This window comes from Flavobacterium sp. (assembly GCF_050696275.1).
Taxonomy (GTDB): domain Bacteria; phylum Bacteroidota; class Bacteroidia; order Flavobacteriales; family Flavobacteriaceae; genus Flavobacterium.
The window spans coordinates 80,766-101,183 of record NZ_JBOGUT010000001.1; the positions used below are offsets into that span (position 1 = coordinate 80,766).

Annotated in this window: 10 protein-coding genes; 9 read left to right on the forward strand and 1 reads right to left on the reverse strand. The window is 36.8% G+C overall.

Going from position 1 to position 20,418, the window contains the following annotated elements:
* Window positions 1–313 precede the first annotated feature (313 nt).
* The 9 genes from ACRDEC_RS00430 (at window position 314) to pafA (ending at window position 16,212) form a co-directional block, all read left to right on the forward strand.
* The gene (locus ACRDEC_RS00430) at window positions 314–1,924 is read left to right on the forward strand and encodes a CTP synthase (protein ID WP_431496359.1); all 1,611 of its coding nucleotides are present in this window, start codon (window positions 314–316) and stop codon (window positions 1,922–1,924) included.
* Window positions 1,925–2,050: 126 nt separating this feature from the next.
* Window positions 2,051–3,943: a membrane protein insertase YidC gene (gene yidC, locus ACRDEC_RS00435; protein WP_431496360.1), complete on the forward strand. Its 1,893-nt coding sequence runs from the start codon at window positions 2,051–2,053 to the stop codon at window positions 3,941–3,943.
* Window positions 3,944–4,042: 99 nt separating this feature from the next.
* Window positions 4,043–4,843: a pyrroline-5-carboxylate reductase gene (gene proC, locus ACRDEC_RS00440; RefSeq protein ID WP_431496361.1), complete on the forward strand. Its 801-nt coding sequence runs from the start codon at window positions 4,043–4,045 to the stop codon at window positions 4,841–4,843.
* Between the two features lie 186 nt (window positions 4,844–5,029).
* The gene (locus ACRDEC_RS00445; protein WP_431496362.1) at window positions 5,030–5,743 is read left to right on the forward strand and encodes a toxin-antitoxin system YwqK family antitoxin; all 714 of its coding nucleotides are present in this window, start codon (window positions 5,030–5,032) and stop codon (window positions 5,741–5,743) included.
* A gap of 74 nt (window positions 5,744–5,817) precedes the next feature.
* Window positions 5,818–10,554: a T9SS type A sorting domain-containing protein gene (locus ACRDEC_RS00450; protein WP_431496363.1), complete on the forward strand. Its 4,737-nt coding sequence runs from the start codon at window positions 5,818–5,820 to the stop codon at window positions 10,552–10,554.
* Between the two features lie 113 nt (window positions 10,555–10,667).
* Window positions 10,668–11,855, forward strand: a complete 1,188-nt coding sequence (gene mnmA, locus ACRDEC_RS00455; RefSeq protein ID WP_431496364.1) for a tRNA 2-thiouridine(34) synthase MnmA — start codon at window positions 10,668–10,670, stop codon at window positions 11,853–11,855.
* 56 nt (window positions 11,856–11,911) lie between these two features.
* Window positions 11,912–13,528 (forward strand): S8 family serine peptidase, encoded by a 1,617-nt coding sequence (locus ACRDEC_RS00460; RefSeq protein WP_431496365.1) that lies wholly within the window; start codon window positions 11,912–11,914, stop codon window positions 13,526–13,528.
* Between the two features lie 41 nt (window positions 13,529–13,569).
* Window positions 13,570–14,511: an NAD(P)H-dependent flavin oxidoreductase gene (locus tag ACRDEC_RS00465; protein ID WP_431496366.1), complete on the forward strand. Its 942-nt coding sequence runs from the start codon at window positions 13,570–13,572 to the stop codon at window positions 14,509–14,511.
* A 90-nt stretch (window positions 14,512–14,601) separates the two neighbouring features.
* Window positions 14,602–16,212, forward strand: a complete 1,611-nt coding sequence (gene pafA, locus ACRDEC_RS00470) for an alkaline phosphatase PafA (protein WP_431496367.1) — start codon at window positions 14,602–14,604, stop codon at window positions 16,210–16,212.
* 56 nt (window positions 16,213–16,268) lie between these two features.
* Here pafA and ACRDEC_RS00475 read toward each other — a convergent pair whose 3' ends face one another.
* The gene (locus tag ACRDEC_RS00475; RefSeq protein WP_431496368.1) at window positions 16,269–20,381 is read right to left on the reverse strand and encodes a T9SS type A sorting domain-containing protein; all 4,113 of its coding nucleotides are present in this window, start codon (window positions 20,379–20,381) and stop codon (window positions 16,269–16,271) included.
* Window positions 20,382–20,418: the final 37 nt, after the last annotated feature.

Sequence of the window (20,418 nt, forward strand, 5' to 3'; positions counted from 1 at the left end):
TCCTTCTGTAACTGTTCATTTCACTTCTGTGAAAATTCATTTCGCTTCTGTAATCGAATATTTCCTTCTGTAATAGCCTATTTCACTTTTGAAATCCCCTGTTTCCATCCGAAACAAGAATATAAAATCTAAAGTTTGTTTTGTATCTTCGATAAGATTTTAATTTATAAATAAATGGAAAAGAGATAGTTAGGTGTGATACGTTAATTATTCGTTATTTTCTGAAAATCTGATAATTCAACAATCTAATAATCGAATTATAATTGTATTTTTGCGCGTTTTTAAACAACAACACAACAATAAACACAATACAATGAATCAAACGAAGTATATTTTTGTTACAGGCGGCGTGACTTCTTCTTTAGGAAAAGGAATTATTGCAGCTTCTTTAGCAAAATTATTGCAGGCAAGAGGTTACCGAACGACAATTCAGAAATTCGACCCATACATCAACGTAGATCCGGGAACGTTAAATCCTTACGAACATGGAGAATGCTATGTAACAGATGATGGAGCTGAAACGGATTTGGATTTAGGTCACTATGAGAGATTTTTAAATGTACCAACATCACAGGCGAACAATGTAACGACCGGAAGAGTATATCTTTCAGTAATTGAAAAAGAACGTCGTGGTGAATTTTTAGGAAAAACGGTTCAGGTTGTTCCTCACATCACCAACGAAATCAAAGAACGCATGCAACTGCTTGGCAAAAGCGGCGATTATGATATTGTGATTACAGAAATAGGAGGAACAGTCGGAGATATCGAATCTCTTCCTTATATCGAATCGGTGCGTCAGTTGGTTTGGGAATTAGGTGAGAATAACAGTATTGTAATTCACTTAACATTGGTGCCTTATTTGGCTGCGGCTGGAGAATTGAAGACAAAACCAACACAGCATTCCGTAAAGACATTAATGGAAAGCGGTATCAAAGCGGATATTTTGGTTTGTAGAACAGAATACGAACTATCGGAAGATTTACGTCAGAAATTAGCATTGTTCTGTAATGTGAAAAGAGAAGCGGTAATTCAATCTATTGATGCTTCTACTATTTATGATGTTCCTAATTTAATGCTGGAAGAAGGATTAGACAGGGTAGCATTGAAAAAATTAGACTTACCGGAGAGAACAGCACCGGATTTATCACAATGGAATGAGTTTCTGCACAAACTTAAAAATCCAAAACACGAAGTTAACATCGGACTTGTTGGAAAATATGTGGAATTACAGGATTCATACAAATCTATTTTGGAAGCATTCATTCACGCAGGTGCCGCAAATGAGACAAAAGTGAATGTGATCAGCATTCATTCAGAATATTTAGATGCCAAAACGGCAGAAAATCAGCTTAAAAATCTGGATGGCATACTAGTTGCTCCCGGATTTGGAGAGCGCGGAATAGAAGGAAAAATCGAAACAGTACGTTATGCAAGAGAAAATAATGTTCCTTTCTTTGGAATTTGTTTGGGAATGCAAATGGCTGTTATCGAATATTCAAGAAATGTTTTAGGCCATACCGATGCTAATTCAACTGAAATGAATGAAAGTACTTCAAATCCGGTAATCAGTATCATGGAAGAGCAGAAAAATATTACTGACAAAGGAGGAACGATGCGTTTAGGTGCTTGGAAATGTGAATTGAAAGAAAACACGCTGGCACATAAAGTGTACGGGAAATCTAATATTTTAGAACGTCACCGCCACCGTTATGAATTTAATGGAGAATATTTGGAAGCATTGGAGAATGCAGGATTGAAAGCTACTGGGATTAACCCTGACACAGGTTTGGTAGAAGTAGTGGAATTGGAAAATCATCCATTCTTTATAGGTGTTCAATACCATCCGGAATACAAAAGTACAGTAGCAAATCCGCATCCTATTTTTGTGAAATTTGTGGAGGCAGCCGTCAAACATAAACAATAATGAATTCGGCATGAAAATGCCATGATTATAGTAGTCGAATTGTTTTTTGGTAACAAAAGAAACGTTTTACAGACTAACAGAATGCTTACGCTTAAAGCCTAATGCTTAAAGCAAAATTGTAATTAAATGGAAAAAAAGAAATTAGATCTTACCTCAATTATTGGTTTTGTATTAATTTTTGGTATCATGATGTGGATCATGTACAACAACCAGCCAACTCAAGCTGAAATTGATGCTAAAAAAGCCAAACAGGAACAAGTTGAAAAAGCTAAAAAAGCAGAAGTTACTACGGTTGCCGCTCCTGCTGCAGATAATGTAGCTGTTGATTCGGCACAGGTTGCCAAACTGCAATCATCATTAGGAAATTTTGCTTATTCTGCGACTTTGCCATCAGCAAAAGCCGAATTTACAACGCTTGAAAACGAATTGCTATCGATTAAAGTTGCGAATAAAGGAGGATATATTACTGAAGTTACTCTTAAGAGATTTAAAAAGTTTTCTAAAGATTCAGGGCAGCTCGTTGCACTGATAAAAGATAACAATTCCAATTTAAATATCCAGCTTCAAACTCAGGATAACAGAGTTTTGAATACCAAAGACTTGTTTTTTGAGCCTACTTTGTCAAAAGCAGGAGAAGATCAAGTGCTTTCAATGAAGCTTAAAGCAGGACCAAATGAGTTTTTGGAATATAAATATATTCTAAAGCCAAACGATTATATGGTTGGTTTTGACCTTCAGTCACAAGGGTTGAAAAAAGCATTAAACACTTCAAAACCATTGGATTTGGAATGGAGCTTAAAATCATACAGAAACGAGAAAAGTATTTCTTATGAAAACAGATATGCTGACATCCGTTATGAATATGAAGATGGGAAAATTAATAATGTAGGTCTTGGGAAAGATAGTGAAGAGACTCCTGAAAAAGTAAGTTTTATTGCTTTTAAACAACATTTCTTTTCTTCAATCTTATTAACTGATAAACCATTTACTACTTCAAAATTGCACTCGGATAATTTAGTAAATGACGAAAAAATTGACACCGTTTTTACCAAACAATTTAAAGCAAATGTTCCATTGGCATTTAATAATGGAGAGATTGACTATAAAATGAATTGGTATTTCGGGCCAACAGATTACACCACTTTAAAGAAATACGACAAAGACCTTGACAAAATAATTCCTTTAGGATGGGGAATTTTCGGATGGATTAATAAGTTTATCTTCAGCCCTTTATTTGACTTTTTAAGTTCTTATATTTCTTATGGTATTGCTATTATAATTTTTACAATAATTATAAAATTGGCCATGTCTCCAATTACATATAAGTCATTTTTATCTCAGGCAAAGATGAAAGTGCTGCGTCCTGAGATTACGGAACTGAATGAGAAATTTTCTAAAGATCCAATGAAGAAACAACAGGAAACAATGAAGTTGTATAATAAAGCAGGTGTAAATCCAATGGCGGGTTGTATACCGGCACTGATACAAATACCATTTATGTATGCTTCATTCCAGTTTTTCCCTTCTGCTTTTGAATTAAGACAAAAAAGCTTCCTTTGGGCTGATGATTTGTCTTCTTTTGATCAGATATTTAAATTGCCGTTCAATATTCCATTGTATGGAGACCACGTAAGTTTGTTTCCAATTCTTGCTGCTATCGCTATTTTCTTCTATATGAGAATGACGACAGGAGATCAGCAAATGGCAGCGCCACAGCAAGAAGGTATGCCGGATATGGGTAAAATCATGAAAATGATGATTTATATTTCGCCAATCATGATGTTAATATTCTTTAACAGCTATGGTTCAGGATTGAGTTTGTATAACTTTATTTCAAACTTAATTACAATCGGTATTATGTTTGTTATCAAGAATTATATCGTAGATAGCGATAAGATTCATGCTAAGATTCAGGAAAATAAATTAAAAGAACCTAAAAAACCCGGAAAGTTCCAGCAAAAATTACAACAAGCTATGGAACAGGCTGAAGAGCAGAAAAAAGCGAAAGGGAATAAATAGTTAGAATAATATTCCTAAAAAAATACAATCCCTGTTTTGATTCTTGTGAAAGAGTTGAAACAGGGATTTTTTATTTGTTTAATTTTAAAAGAAGTTAGTATGAAAATTGCTATTATCGGTTTTGGAAATTTAGGCAAAACATTTGCCAGTAGTTTTATCAAGTCAAGATTCATTAAAAATGATGACATTCAGGTTATAACAAGAACATTGCCCACACCCGAAATGACTTTCGGAATTCCGATGGGAAATTTTCAGCATACAGCTTCTTCAAAAATTGCTGAAGTTGACATTTTAATTCTAGCCACAAAACCTCAGGATTTTGAGGAAGTCGCTAAAGGATTGAAAGGTCTGATATCTTCAGAACAGGTGGTATTGTCTGTTATGGCAGGAGTATCTATTGAAAAAATTAAAGAAAAACTTCAGGTAGAAAAAGTAATTCGTTCTATGCCAAATCTAAGTACGCAGATAGGGTTGGGGATGACTGTCTTTTCAGCTTCAGTTGAAACTGATAGAAAGGATTTGTTTATCATTCAGAATTTAATCAACACCACAGGAAAATCAATTTATGCAGAGAACGAATCTTTAATAAATCCTGCGACAGCCGTGTCAGGAAGTGGACCGGCTTATGTGTTTTATTTTATGAACGCAATGATTAAAGCGGCTGAAGAGTTTGGTTTTTCATCCTCTGAAGCCGAAGTTTTAGTACACCAGACTTTTCTCGGGGCAATTAATTTGCAAAGTGCGAGTAATTTATCTAATGAAGAACTGATTGTAAAAGTAGCTTCAAAAGGAGGAACTACAGAAAGTGCACTCAAGGTTTTTGATACTCATGAATTGGATAAAATAATTGCTCAGGCTATGTGTAGTGCAAATCAACGAGCTATAGAATTAGGTGCTTAAGAATAGTAAATGTGAAATATATTCTGTAAATACTGAACATCTTTCTGGATGTCATTTTTGGCAGAATCCGTCAATAGTTTGTTAATAAAGAATTATTTATTATTTCTAAATAGTAACTTTGGACAGAAATAAGAATGCAATTTAAAACAGAAATTGAAGTTATATAATTAAGAAAGTAATAAAACGATGATAAATAAACAGTTGGTTATATTGTGTATAATGATTATGTCTTTTGCCGTAAGTGCTCAGGAAAAGTTAAATCAGTTAGACTCCAAAGGGGAACGTCACGGATTGTGGAATGGACACTATGATGATTCTAAACTGCTTCGTTATGAAGGAAAGTTCAACCACGGTAAGGAAATAGGGGTGTTTACTTATTACGCAAACAGTGATAAGAAAATTGTCATGGCTACAAGAGAGTTTGATGGCAAAGGGAAGGCATATACTATTTTTTATGATGAAAAGAAGAACAAGGTAAGCGAAGGAAATATTGTAAATAAACTTCGTCAGGGTTTATGGAAGTATTACCATAAAAATGCCAAGACTGTCATGTCAACCGAAAATTATGTTGATGATAAAATAGAAGGTGTCAGAAAAGTGTTTTATTCGAATGGAGTTTTGGGTGAAGAAATCCTGTATAAGAATAACTTAAAGGACGGTTTAGCAAAAAAATTCAATCAGGAAGGTAAGCTTATCGAAGAATCCACTTTTGTCAAAGGATTGATGGAAGGACCTTATAAAGTCTACGATGATGCTGGAAATATTGTTATTAGCGGTAAATTTAAAAATGACAAAAAGAAGGGAATCTGGCAATATTTTGAGAAAGGCAAATTAGTTAGAGAAATGAACGCAGATACCATAAATGGTTACGGAAAACCAAGCTTAAAAGTTAAAAAATAGTATTTTTAATATTATTTTTAATAAAATCTTATGATTGTATGATTTTCTTTTGCTAAATTAGTAAGAAAAAATCTATGAAACAATCAATTACTTTTTCCAAAAATGTCTTTTTTGCATTTTTGATGACATTGATGTTTTCCAATGGATGGTCACAGTCTGATTGCTCAAGCGCTGTGGTTGTCTGCGGAAATACTCAATCGTTTAATCCAAGCGGAGTTGGTTCCAAATTAGAACAACTTGCCTGTGGTGGAATTGAGCACAACAGTATTTGGGTAGCTTTTCAGGCTAAAGCCAATGGTAAGCTCAACTTTGTGATTCGGCCATTCACTCCGGATGGTTTACCCAGTAATTCAGATTTCGACTGGAGTTTATTTGCTTTATCAGGTGCGCCTGGAGTAGCAAATTGTGATGCAAAAACACAATTAAGCTGTAATTTTGCAGGGACAGCAACTGTTTTTGGAATTCCAGGAGGAACGGGTATGGCCAGTCCTAATTATGTGGCAACCCAATTTAACCCTGGAGTGGATGTAGTAAGTGGAAACTGGTATGTAATTATAGTTGACCAGTTCAGTAACACCACTCCCTTATTGTTCAGTATACAATTTACGGATAATCCTGAGAGTCCTAATCTGAACTCTTCACCGGGAATTTTCGATAATAAGCCTAATTTTGCCATTACGAATTCTTCAGCATGTGCAGGGGCTTTTACATTTACAAATAGTTCGGCTTCTACCTTTTTGCCTAATACATATTTGTGGAATTTTGGTGACGGATTGACTTCAACAGCAACAAGTCCAAGCCATACCTATGCCACTCAAGGTACCTATTATGCGACTCTTACTGCTACAGATAATAATGGCTGTAAGTCGGATATCAGAAAAAAAGTAGTCTTTAATGATTCTCCACCAACTGTAAATACGGCAGGGATTTTATTAACTCCATCTTGTTCAGACAGTAATGGAGGGACAATTACTGTTACTGAAATTGGAGCAACAACTCCGGGAGTTACAGGGGGAACGCCACCTTATACCTATGAGCTTGTTTCTCCATCACCTATGATACGGCCTTCGCAATCTTCTAATGTTTTTACTGCATTACAGCCGGGAGGTTATACCATCAAAGTAACTGATGCTTGCGGAAAAGCAGCTACAAATACAGTGACTTTGACACAAATTGCTACAAATTCTACAATAGGTCTAACCATTCAGAATATTCAGTCTTCCTGCGCAGGTTTACCTACTGGAACTGGTACTTTTATGGTTAATGGTACGACTCCTCCCTACACATTGGCACTGGTTAACAGTTCACCTGTATTGGTAGCGCCACAGCCTACAGTTTTGAGAGATCCGGTTACAGCAAATTATTATTATACTTTTAATAATTTATTACCAGGAGTATATACTTTGGAGGCTAGTGATGGTTGTGGTAAAAAGAGGAGAGCAACTTTTACAGTGTCTCCAAGTACCGCGCCTATAGCAACAGCAATTGCCAGTGCTTCTTGTGCAAACAATGCTACCGGAACACTAAATGTAACAGCAACAGCAGCAACAGGTTTGAGTGGAAATGGGTCACCTGGAGTTTTTCAATATGCTTTAATTTCACCTTCACCTATCAGCAGACCATTCCAGAACAGTTCTGTTTTTGAAAATTTATTTCCAGGAGTATATACTGTAGCTGTGAAAGATGCTTGTGGTAACATAGGAACATCAAATGTTTCAGTTGGAACAGCGGCTGCACCTACATTCGGAACGGCTTTTACAACTCCTTCATGTCCAAATGGATCCACAGGTTCATTGGAGGCTCAGATTTCTGCTGCTGGAGGAGGTTCTCCATACACTTTTGAATTGATTGCTCCATCACCTGCATTAAGACCTGCCCAAGCGAGTAATTTATTTGAGAATTTACCTCCGGGTGCCTATACTGTTCGTCTTACAGATGCCTGTGGTGTGCAGGTAACAGCTGCTGTTACAATTAATGCCGCTTCAGCACCTTCATTTGCAACTACTGTAGTTGCTAGTTGTGCTGCTTCAGCTAAGGGAACTATTACTGTGGCTCCGAATGCCAGTAGTATTGGCCCATTTACATTTGAACTGATTAGTCCGGGTGGAGCGATACGACCTGTTCAAGGAAGTAATGTAGCTAACTCTACCAGCACAATATTTACCGGGTTAAATCAAGGATCTTATACAGTAAGAATGTATGATGGTTGTGGTGTACCAGTTACCGGAGTAGTTTCAGTTGGTGCGCCAACCGTATTAGCCTTCCCGGCAGGGTCTGCAGTAGTATCTTCATGCGGAGCTTTGTCAACAGGGCAAATTACCGTGGCTCAGCCTACTACCGGGTTAGCGCCTTATATGTATGAATTAGCAGCTCCATCAACTCTTATTGTAGCCCAGCAATCAAGCCGAATCTTTAATAATCTGCCAGCAGGAAGCTATACAGTAATGATTACAGATGCTTGTGGTACACAAGTTACAATAGGAGCACCTTTAGTAATTGGTACTGCAACTGCACCAACGTTATCAGTGACTAATTCATCCAGTTGTGCTATAAGCAGCGGTACAATCACTTGTTTATCGACTACGGCCAATCAAGGTGGTGTTTACCAGTTTGCTTTAATTGCTCCTTCGCCAACTATAAGACCAAACCAGTTGTCACCAATTTTTACAGGATTACAGGCAGGAGCTTATACAGTACAAATTACAGACCAGTGTGGTTTAACAGGTACTACTACGACTACAATCACTTCAGCGGGAGCTTTTACTCCTGCAGCCGGAGGATCAGTAGTATCTTGCAGTGGCTCTAATTATAATGCTCAAATTATTGTGACTAATCCACAGAATTTTACTCCAGGAGGACCAATTCCTGCAGGTAGTGGTGGAGGGCCTTATACTTTTGCTCTATATGATGCTACTAATACAACACAAATTGTAGCTCCGCAAGCAAGCAATATATTTCCTTTAGTGGTACCTATAGCAGGAGCTCCAACACATACGTTACGTGTAACTGATGTTTGCGGAAATACATCAACAGTAACTGTTGCAATTAATGCTCCGGCAGCCCTTGCTAATGCGGTAATAAGTGCTACGACAGCTTCTTGTGCAAGCAGTAATACGGGAGTTATTAAGGTGACGACAGCTGCAACAGGAGGATTAGCCCCTTATTCTTATACTTTAATTGATGCCGTTTCGGCAGCAGTTGTGGCAGGTCCGCAAACAGCAACAACATTTAATGGAATAGCGGCAAACGCAACCGGTTATTTTGTTCGTGTTACAGATGCTTGTGGTAATATTACGACTTCAGCAGTTGCATTGTTATTCCCGGCTTCGGCAATTCCTACAGTTACTGCTGCAACAATTGCCTCGTGCGCAGCTGGTTCTACGGGAAGAATAACGGCAACTCCAGGAACCGGGGCTACTTTAGCCGGAGGAACATTCAGTTATGCTTTGTATGACTCAGGAAATACAGTACTGATTGCTGGTCCGCAGGCAAGTCCGGTATTCAATAACGTTGCCGCAGCTACTTATACAGTTAGAATTATTGACAGATGTGGTGTGATTGGAAGTGTTTCAGCAACAGTTACTTCTGCTGTAACGGCGCTTACTTCTGCCGGAACTGCAACAGGATCTTGTACAAGTGGAAGTAACGGTGTTATCATAGGGTCTTCAACAGGAGGTTCATTACCAATTACTTATACTTTGGTGAATCAGCCAACGATGACAGTAATTACAGGTCCGCAGGCCAGTACAATTTTTACAGGATTGGCAGCTGGAACTTACATTGTAAGAGCAATTGATGCCTGTGGAACAAATACTGATTCAGCGAATATTGTTTTAGGAAGTTTAGCAGCAACACCAACCATAACTACGAGTACTGCATTAGATTGTTCCGGATCAGCTACCATAGCCGGATTTGGAGGAGGAGGTAATGGAGGTCCTTATACTTACGCAATGTGTAATGGTGCCGGTTGTACGACTTTTGGAGTTTATAATGCTTCCAGTACTTTCACTATTAATTCCAGTGGAGTTTACAGAATAAGTGTTCAGGATCGATGCGGTAATGCAACATCTTCAACAGATATCACAGTGACTATTCCAATTAAAGGAGTTATTACAGGAGTTACAGCAAATATTCCATGTGGACCTACTATTGTAACGCCAATATTGCTAAATGTGCCTAATACTCCTTATTACAGTATCGATGGATCTAATTTTGGACCTACTATAGGAGTGTTAAGTCAAGGAACACATACTTTAATTGTTTCAGATTATAATGCAGGAACATTCGGATGTGCGAGTGACCCATTTATATTTGCCATTAATTCAGTGGCACCTACGGGAGTATCTCCACAATCACTGGCTTCTACACAAACATTGGCTGACATTGTTGTAGTCGGAACAGGTATTATTTGGTATGCTTCAGCTTCTGACGCTGCATCAGCAATAAATCCGTTGCCTAATTCTACGGTAGTGACAAATAACACTACTTATTATGCAACTCAAACGATTGCAGGTTGTCAAAGTACAGCAAGTGTAGCTATTACTGTACAAACTTTCTTAGGAAATGAAGAATTTAATTTAAACTCTCTGACTTATTATCCAAACCCTGTTGTTGAGAATATCTTAAAATTGTCTTATTCTGAGAAATTGACAAATGTTATCATTTATAATATTGTTGGAAAACAGATTTTTACGAAAAAATTAAATGCCAATAAAGAAGAAATAGATATGTCAGGATTAGCCGATGGAGTTTACTTCTTGAAAGTATCCTCTGGAGACGTCTCAAAAATGATTAAAGTGATCAAAGAGTAACTATTTTTATCTAAACTTTTGTTAAAAGCCACCATATTATGGTGGCTTTTGTTTTTGATTTGAAATTGTAAGAATAAATATTTCTACCTTTGCACTCTTAAATTCAATTTATTATGAAGCGTGTAGTTGTTGGTCTTTCAGGAGGTGTTGATTCTAGTGTTGCTGCTTATTTACTAAAGGAGCAAGGCTATGAAGTTATTGGCCTTTTTATGAAAAACTGGCATGACGACTCTGTTACCATCTCTAACGAATGTCCTTGGTTGGAAGATAGTAATGATGCACTTCTGGTAGCTCAGAAATTAGACATTCCTTTCCAAACGGTTGACTTAAGTGAGCAATACAAAGAAAAAATTGTGGACTATATGTTCAGCGAATATGAAAAAGGACGTACACCAAATCCTGATGTCTTGTGTAACCGGGAGATCAAGTTTGATGTTTTTATGAAAATTGCACTTTCATTGGGTGCTGATTATGTAGCGACCGGACACTATTGCCGCAAAGGTGAAATTGAAGTAGAAGGAAAACCCGTATATCAGTTACTTGCCGGTGTTGATGATAATAAGGATCAGTCGTATTTTTTATGTCAATTATCTCAGGATCAATTGGCTAAATCATTATTCCCTATTGGTGAATTGACAAAACCTCAAGTGCGTGAAATTGCTGCAAAAATGGAATTAATTACTGCTGAAAAGAAAGATTCTCAAGGATTGTGCTTTATAGGAAAAGTTCGTCTGCCTGAATTTTTACAACAACAGCTGCAACCCAAAGACGGTTTGATTTTTGAGGTGGATGCCAATAATGAAATTTACAGTCAAAAAGCAATCAATTTTGATTCTATTGAAGAAAAATTAGCGTTTGAAGCGACAAATATCCACTATACTCCAGAAGTTGCTAAAGTTGTCGGGAAGCATCCGGGTGCACACTATTTTACGATTGGGCAACGAAAAGGACTAAATGTCGGAGGTACAAAAGAAGCTTTATTTATTATTGCTACTGATGTGGAAACCAATACTATTTATACCGGTCAAGGCCACAATCACCCGGGATTATTTAAAAAAGCATTATTTGTAGCTAAGGATGAAATTCACTGGATTCGTCCTGATTTGGCTTTAACCAATGGTCAAAAAAGGGAAGTAATGGCACGTATTCGTTACCGTCAGGAACTACAAAAAGCGACATTACATCAATTTGAAAATGGAATGTACGTTGAATTCGATGCTCCACAGTCAGCAATTACTCAAGGGCAATTTGTATCTTGGCATATTGATGATGAGTTAATTGGTTCAGGTGTAATCTCATAAAATTTTAGTTTTTAATTCGCTTTATGTATCTTTGGAGTATTCCAAACTTACGGGCAATGAAAAGAATACTACTGCTTATATTCGGTTTGATTTCGATAACCTCATTTTCACAAGAAGATGCGTGGATATTCTTTAATGCAAAACCAAATGCTCAATATTATTATGATAACCCACTGCAAATGCTTTCTCAAAGAGCATTAGACAGAAGGACAGCTCAAAACATTGCTCTGGATATCAAAGATGTGCCTTTGCATCAGCCTTATATAGATCAGATTACCGCTTCGGCCGGAATTGTTGTTTTGACTAAGTCAAAATGGCTTAATGCTTTGCATATCAGGGGAACTCAAACAGATATCAGTGCTTTAACCGCTTTGTCTTTTGTTGATCATATTCAATATGCTAATCACTCCCTAAATCCGGGCGGACGCAAAGCAATCAAAGGAGGAAATATTAAAGTTTCGAACAAATTTCTGGACATTCAGGTTAATTATGATTATGGAACTTCTTCCAATCAGATTCAAATGCTAAACGGACATATTTTGCACCAGCAAGACCATACGGGCGCAGGAAAAATCATTGCGATTATGGATGCCGGATTTCCGGGAGTAAACACTACGGCTCCATTTCAGCGGTTACGAGATAACGGATTGATATTAGGCGGATATGATTTTGTAAATGATTCGGCAAATCCATATACAGGGTATCAACATGGAACACAAGTATTGTCCGATATGGGAGGTTATGTAAGCGGACAATTAGTTGGAACAGCACCAGATGCTCAGTATTATTTATTTATTACTGAAGATGTAGGTAGCGAAAGCCCATTAGAAGAAAGTAATTGGGTTGAAGCTGCCGAAATGGCTGATAATTTAGGTGTAGATGTCATAAACACGTCCTTGGGATATTTTATTTATGATAATCCGAATTATAGTTATGATTATGCCGATATGAATGGAACAACGTCATTTATTTCACGTGCTGCGGATATTGCTTTTACCCGTGGAATGATTTGCGTCACTTCTGCTGGTAATTCAGGAACTTCAGCCAATCCACATATTTCAGTTCCATCGGATTCTGCCCTAAGTTTTTCTGTAGGTGCAGTAAATGCAGCTGAAGTGAAAGCAAATTTCAGTTCAATAGGCCCTTCTTTTGACGGTCGGATTAAACCTGATGTAATGGCTATGGGAGTTGCTTCAGTCGTGGCAACACAAACAGGTACAATTGGTACAAATAATGGGACTTCGTTCGCCAGTCCTATTTTAGCAGGAGCAATAACGTCATTTTGGTCTGCTTTTCCGGCAAAAACAAATTCGGAGATAATTCAATTGGTAAAAGAATCAGCAGATAGGTTTACTACACCGGATAACAATTATGGTTATGGGATACCTGACTTTCAAAAGGCACTCAACGCTGTTTTATCGGTTTCCAGTCATTCAGAAGAAAAATTCAATTTGTATCCAAATCCAACATATGATTTTGTAACTATTTCAATTCCTACTGCCAGTGTCGGTGCCGAAATTGTTTTTCATAATAATTTAGGACAAATTATTTTCAGTCAAAATATCAATAATACAATTCAGAACATTTCTTTACAAAATTTAAGCAGCGGTATTTATTATTATACGATTGCTTCGGCAGGAGGAAAGCGAAATGGAAAAATCATCAAAAATTAATTTAAAAATCCGATTATTCAACAAACCGGATACGTATTTCAATGAATAAAATAACATCTCTTTTCAATATTAAATATCCAATTGTTCAAGGTGGAATGATTTGGAACAGTGGTTACAAATTAGCAAGCGCAGTAAGTAATGCAGGTGGTTTAGGCTTAATAGGAGCAGGATCAATGTACCCTGATGTGCTGCGGAATCATATTCAAAAATGTAAAAAAGCAACAGATAAGCCTTTTGGAGTAAATGTACCGATGCTGTATCCAAATATAGAGGAAATCATGCAGATTATTGTCGAAGAAGGAGTCAAAATTGTATTTACTTCGGCTGGAAATCCAAAAACGTGGACTTCTTTCCTGAAAGAAAAAGGAATTACTGTAGTGCATGTAGTGAGCAGTTCCAAATTTGCATTGAAAGCACAAGAGGCTGGTGTTGATGCGGTCGTAGCCGAAGGTTTTGAAGCAGGTGGACACAATGGTCGTGAAGAAACGACAACATTAACGCTGATTCCTATGGTAAGAGAACAAATTTCAATTCCGTTAATTGCTGCCGGTGGAATTGCAACAGGAAGAGGTATGCTTGCTGCCATGGTTCTTGGTGCAGACGGTGTACAGGTAGGCTCAAGATTTGCGGCTTCAACGGAAAGTTCATCACACAGCAATTTCAAACAAACAATTGTAGAGTTAGAAGAAGGCGGAACGCATTTGACTTTAAAAGAACTGGCTCCGGTCCGATTGATTAAAAATAAGTTTTACAACGATGTTCAGGAATTATATGCAAAATGTCCCACAACTGATGAGTTAAAAACGTTGTTAGGCAGAGCCCGTGCTAAAAGAGGAATGTTTGAAGGTGATTTAGTGGAAGGAGAACTCGAAATAGGACAAATTGCAGGCTTAATTCACGACATAAAACCAGTGGAAAACATTGTAAACGATATGATTGCTGAATTTGAAGCTGCAACGAAAGAAGTAGCCTCATTACTATAAACAAAATTCTTTAAAAAATAAAAGTCCTTTTAATCTGGGACTTTTTTAATTACAACGGCAATTACGTATTTTTGCCAAAATTAAATAAAAATGAGAAAAATAATTATTCTACTAAGTGTTGTTGTTTCTTTTGCAGGTATTGCTCAGGAGAAACGCCCAAAATTAGTTGTAGGAATTGTGGTTGATCAAATGAAAATGGAGTACCTATATCGTTTTTCAGATGATTTTTCAGCTAATGGTTTCAAAAGGTTGATGAACAATGGTTATACCTTTCATAACATGCATTACAACTACATGCCAACGTATACTGCTCCGGGGCATGCTTCAATTTATACAGGAACAACACCTGAAACACATGGAATTGTTGGTAACGAATGGTTTAGCCGTAGTTTAGGCAAAGAAATGTATTGTACAGACGATGCATCAGTAACTACGATTGGTGATGGATCTGAAGCAGAAGGAAAAATGTCGCCTAAAAACCTGTTAACTACTACAATTACTGATGAACTTCGACTTGCAACTAATTTTAAAGGGAAAGTTATCGGGATGAGCCTTAAAGATCGTGGTGCTATTCTACCGGCTGGACATTTTGCGAATTGGGCATTTTGGTACAGTAAAACAGGAGCTTTTGTTTCAAGTACATTTTATGGTGTGAAATTACCGGATTGGGTTACTCAATACAATAGTGAAAAACATTATATGACTTACATCGATAAAGGATGGGATCTGTTGAAACCGATTTCAGTTTATAACGAAAGTCTTGCTGATGATAATCCGTATGAAAGTAAAGTGAATGGGGTTAAACCTGTTTTTCCTTATAATTTAAAAGAAATGTTTGCAAAAGCAGATGCAGGAATTATTCGTTTATTGCCTTATGGAAATGATTTGCTGGAAGATTTTGCTAAAAAAGCGATTGAAAAAGAAGCATTAGGAAAAGATGAAATTACTGATTTTTTAACTGTGAGTTTTTCGTCTACAGATTATGTTGGACATGGTCAGGGACCTCGTTCGATAGAATTACAGGATACTTACCTGCGTCTTGATTTAACTATTGCTGATTTCTTAACTTACCTTGATACGAATGTTGGAGCAGGAAACTATCTGTTATTTTTAACTGCCGATCATGCTGGTGCTGAAAACGCTACTTTCTTAAAAGACAACAAATACAATGTAAAAAATATCTTGCCTTCTGATATTGAAAAAGGATTGAGAAAGTTTTCTACGGATACATTTGGGGCTGACTTGGTTTTGGATTATGGAAACTATAATTTGTTTTTCAATAGAGCAATTATGAAAACCAATGGTTTGGAAATGAATAAAGTGAAGCAGAGTTTCAAAGAATACCTAATGACTCAGGAACAGGTTAAAAGAGTTTATACAGAAGAAGAAATTCTTGCCAATTCAGGAAATGATTATTATTTGAATTTCATTGCAAAAGGATACGATGCAACTCAAAATGGAGATTTAGTTATATTAGATAAGCCGGCCTATATTGAGTATGGAGCAACAGGAACTTCTCATGGAACTCCTTTTAGTTACGATACACACGTTCCTTGTCTTTTTTATGGATGGGAAATTAAAAAAGGAGAATCTCACGATAAGAAAGCAATTACACAAATTGCACCAACAATTGCGCAAAAAATAAAAGTAGCTTTCCCTAATGGAACGGAAAGTAATGTTTTAGAAGAAATTTTAAAGTAAAAAGATTGAAAAAAGAAAAAAGCTGCCATTGGCAGCTTTTTTTATAGTTAATGATGTTATAAGTTGAGCAATAATTTTACAGTTTTACTAAAGCTCTTTGTTTTTAACTGAACAAGATAAATTCCATTTTTAGCTCCGGTTGGGATTTCAAAAGCTATTTTTTGATCACCGTTTACAATAGTACATTTTTTACTGCAAACCATTTTGCCGTTAATATCATAAATGGTAAGGACAGCTTCATTATCCAACGGTAAATCCTGTACCAGCAAACTGCCGGTATACGTTGTTAACGGATTAGGAACAAGCTCTAATTTAGGTGCTGCCATTTGATGTGTTCCGTTAGATAAGACGGCTCTGTTTATCTCAATTATTTGATTGTAAACTAATTCATCATCAAGATTGTATAATTTCAAACGATAAAAAACATGCTCTAAAGCCGTATTGTCTGTAAAAGTATAGTTGGTAGGATTATAATAGGTACCTCGGCCTAATTGCTGGTTAATTTCCACAAAATTCTGATCGTTATTTTCACTTCTTTCTAAAGTAAAGTGTTTAGACCGGTATTCGTGGTAGGTATTCCATTTTAGATGTATCGGGCTTGTTGGAGTATCATATTGACCATAAAAATCGGTAATGATGCTTTGTCTTAAAGATGGATTTTCTTCTACATATATGCTAATTGTAGTATTAAGACTGCCTAAAGTAGCTTTAAAAGTGGATTCTCCAGGAATAAGACCTTTTATTATCTTGCTGTTTATTTGCTGCAGAATACTTTGATCGCCTATTGTAAATACAACACCATTTAAATCATTTATTCTACGTTCAATACCATCGCTGTACATTCCTAGTAATTCAAAAATATACTGACTCTGTTCCGGTATTGTTTCTTCAGATTTAGAAAACCTGATGCTTTGTAAAGTAATGCTTTGTGGTAACTGCACAGGAAAAGAAGGCTCTACAATATGTTTAGCAACTAATTTACCATCACTGAACCCATAAGCAGTTACAGTAAATTTTCCAAAAAACTCTTGAGGGATGTTAAATGTAAAATTGTTCTCAAAAGCTAAACCGGTCACTTTTCTGCAAAGAAAAATATCTTCAATTCCAGGATACTGATAGGCAATCATGATTTTATCCAAATTTTCCTGATATACTTTGAAAGTAACTGCATCACCTGAATTCATTAGAGTTGGAAATGATTCCGGATTGATAACAATCTTTTTATCCGAATTATCAGCTGCATCTAGTCTGTTCGAAGACGCAGGAGGAAGGTTAGGCAGGAAATTATAGGTTAATGCCGGAGGAGTAACACCATTTTTGGTAAAATTACTATTGGATGCATTCGGATTTTGTTTCAATAAGGTATAAATCCTATCGTGAACAGGTATGCTTTCTGTTACACCAGGATTGATTGTAATATTTGAATGTGCAATATTTTCACCAGAAAGAGTACTAATGAATTGCGAATTTAACCCAGCCTTCATACTACTGCTGGGAACTACGACGTCATTGGTTTGGTTTCCGTACAGGTACTTAACAAAATCACTTAGGCTTTGGACTCCCTGATCTAAAAGGAATTCTATAGATTCTTTAGTTAATGTCAACCAAAAGGCGCTTCCTCTTAAGCCTATAGGTACATCAAAATTAGATTCACCATTGCATAAAATTGGGCTTAATTGACACAAATCGAAAGTGGTTGCGACTGCATGTATAGGCACTTGAGCAGTGGTTAATTTTTGCAAGTTTTCAGGTTTGTTCAAATTTTTTACAAATTCCGTTTCACGATTATAGGAACCCGAAAGTACATCGTTTTCAACCATAAGGTTTTTTGCTCCCCAATTGTCTACCTCATCTGCATCCGGGACTAGAGGTTTTACAAACTGGCTCACAGGAACGGGATCGGTCAGACTAAAATTAATTACAGATAAATTTTGCGAAATCAATAATGGAATTGGTAGCATTATTGGAATATTGATTCCTGGGATGGCAATCCGCTTGTCCATGGCAGCATTTGCGGCATGAGAACCTGAATGAGGTGTGTTCAGTGTAATTAAGGAATTAATGTCGTCTTTGTAATAGGTTTGAGGAGAAATACCTTCAATATAAGCACGTGTATACAAGCCACCTCTACTGTGTACAATTACATTTACCTTGCCGGCAGAGACTTTTCTGCCCATTGCTTTATTTCGCAACTCATTTATCGCGTTAGGAATAACAAGGGCATCAGCTTCAAAAGGATGTTCTGCGTCTTCCTTATTTTTTCTCCACACTTTCAATAGCTCATATTCGCTATATCCTTTTGACATAAGATAACTTTCTAATTTTGCCAGGGAGCCTACATCTGTCCATACTCCATGTCCTAATAAAATGGGTGGTAACGAAAGTTTAATAGGGTATTGAAAGATAATATGAGGATTCAATTCGTCTGTTTTGTCCCAAATCAGCAATTCGTATTCAGCATAATTTTTGCCGCTTGATAAATCGTCAGGATTGATGTATTTAGGGTGCCTGTATATGAATTCTACAGATTCCAAATCTTCAGCAGTTACATTGTTTCCATAAAAAGAAAGAGGTTTTAAAATAAATTCACCATAGCGATCAATGTATTCATTGGTTCCGGGTACTTCAGAAGGAAAAGAACCGCTCTGTTTTCTTATTTCAAAGCTAAATTTACTGTTATATTCATAAAACTCTACAGCCAGGTCGGTTTTGTACTTGATGACACTCGATTCCGTACCATCAGCAGCAAAAGCAGGTTTGTCTTCATCCCCTGGATAATATCCGTCAGCTACTTTCAATTCGGCAATCGGAATATAATTTTGCTTTCCGTTTGAAGTTTGATAGAAAGGAGTGTTTTTATCATTAATATGATAGACCATAACATCTCCTTGCGGAATAAAGCTTCTCATAATACCTGAAGAGGTCACAATCCATGAAAAATAAGGTCTTTCTTCGCCTTCGGTTATTCCGGCAAGAATATCATTTGATAACATATTCGGGTCATGAACACTTCTGTAAGAGGTATATTCTGTTTTTGTATAAAGTGTGTAAGAATCAGCAGAATTAACCGGTCCCATACCGTCATAAACAATTAATCCGTTATTCGTCCCTAAATATACTTTCCCGAAGTTGTCCCCCCAGATAGCCGCTCTATTGAAGCGTGTTCCCGGTGGCATAAGAGCTGCTGAAGTTATATTATACCATCTTCCTTCTTTAAGTACGGAAAAACCATTATTGACAATAGTTGTTGTTACCCAGACTCCTTTGGCATTATTAGCATATACTCCATGGAAATTTCCTCCAAGAGTAAATTTAGCATCTTGAACCTTATAGGACTTTACAAAAGTACCATCTAACTCATATTGTAATAATCTGGAAGGTAAAAATACTTCGCTTATATGTGTTGTATAAGGAAATACACTAACCCACATGGACTCATTGTCAGCAGATATAGCATTACAGGTTCTTGACTGTGCTGTTTGCGAAGGTGTCGGATTGTATGTAAAAGCAGGGTAAGGCAAATTAGGATCAACATTTGTTGTCTGAACATCCTGCCAGGTACTCACAGCATTGAATTTATCACCATCAGCATTCGCCATTCTGGAAGAAAACGTACCCGGAGTAACAATATAATCAGGAGACGATGTTAAATCATGATACCGATGTGCAATCCAGACTTTATTGAAAGGATCCACCACAACTTGCTGAGCATTAGCAGTACCCAGACCATCTCTTTGTAAAAAAGTAAACCCTCTGGCGTCTCTGTCCGGAGATAAATGTTGTACTGCATTTGTAGCGACGGTTATTTTCTCAACGCCTCCTTGGGCGTTAGATGTGTTTATTCCGCCATGGCCAACCCAGATGCCTCCGGATTTGTCTGCAGCCATTGTCTGTATTCTTAAGGAAGCCAGGGTGGGTGCAGTACCTAAGGAGGTTAAGGTAAAAGTATTGGTAGGACTGTCCTGATTTAAAAAATAAACCCCTTGCCGATCTGTTCCTGCCCAAACATTTTTATTTTGATCTACAGCAATAGCAGTAAATGCTGTCCCTGTCTGAAATGTTTTAAAACGAGGTTCAATAGTAGGTGTTTGTGCAAAAATTAAAAAATGACTACATAGAAAAAATAATGTCATTACAATTTTTGGAGGTTTGAATGTAAACTTTCTCATAGATAAAGGATTAATTAATTAGTAGTTTTGTTTGTGT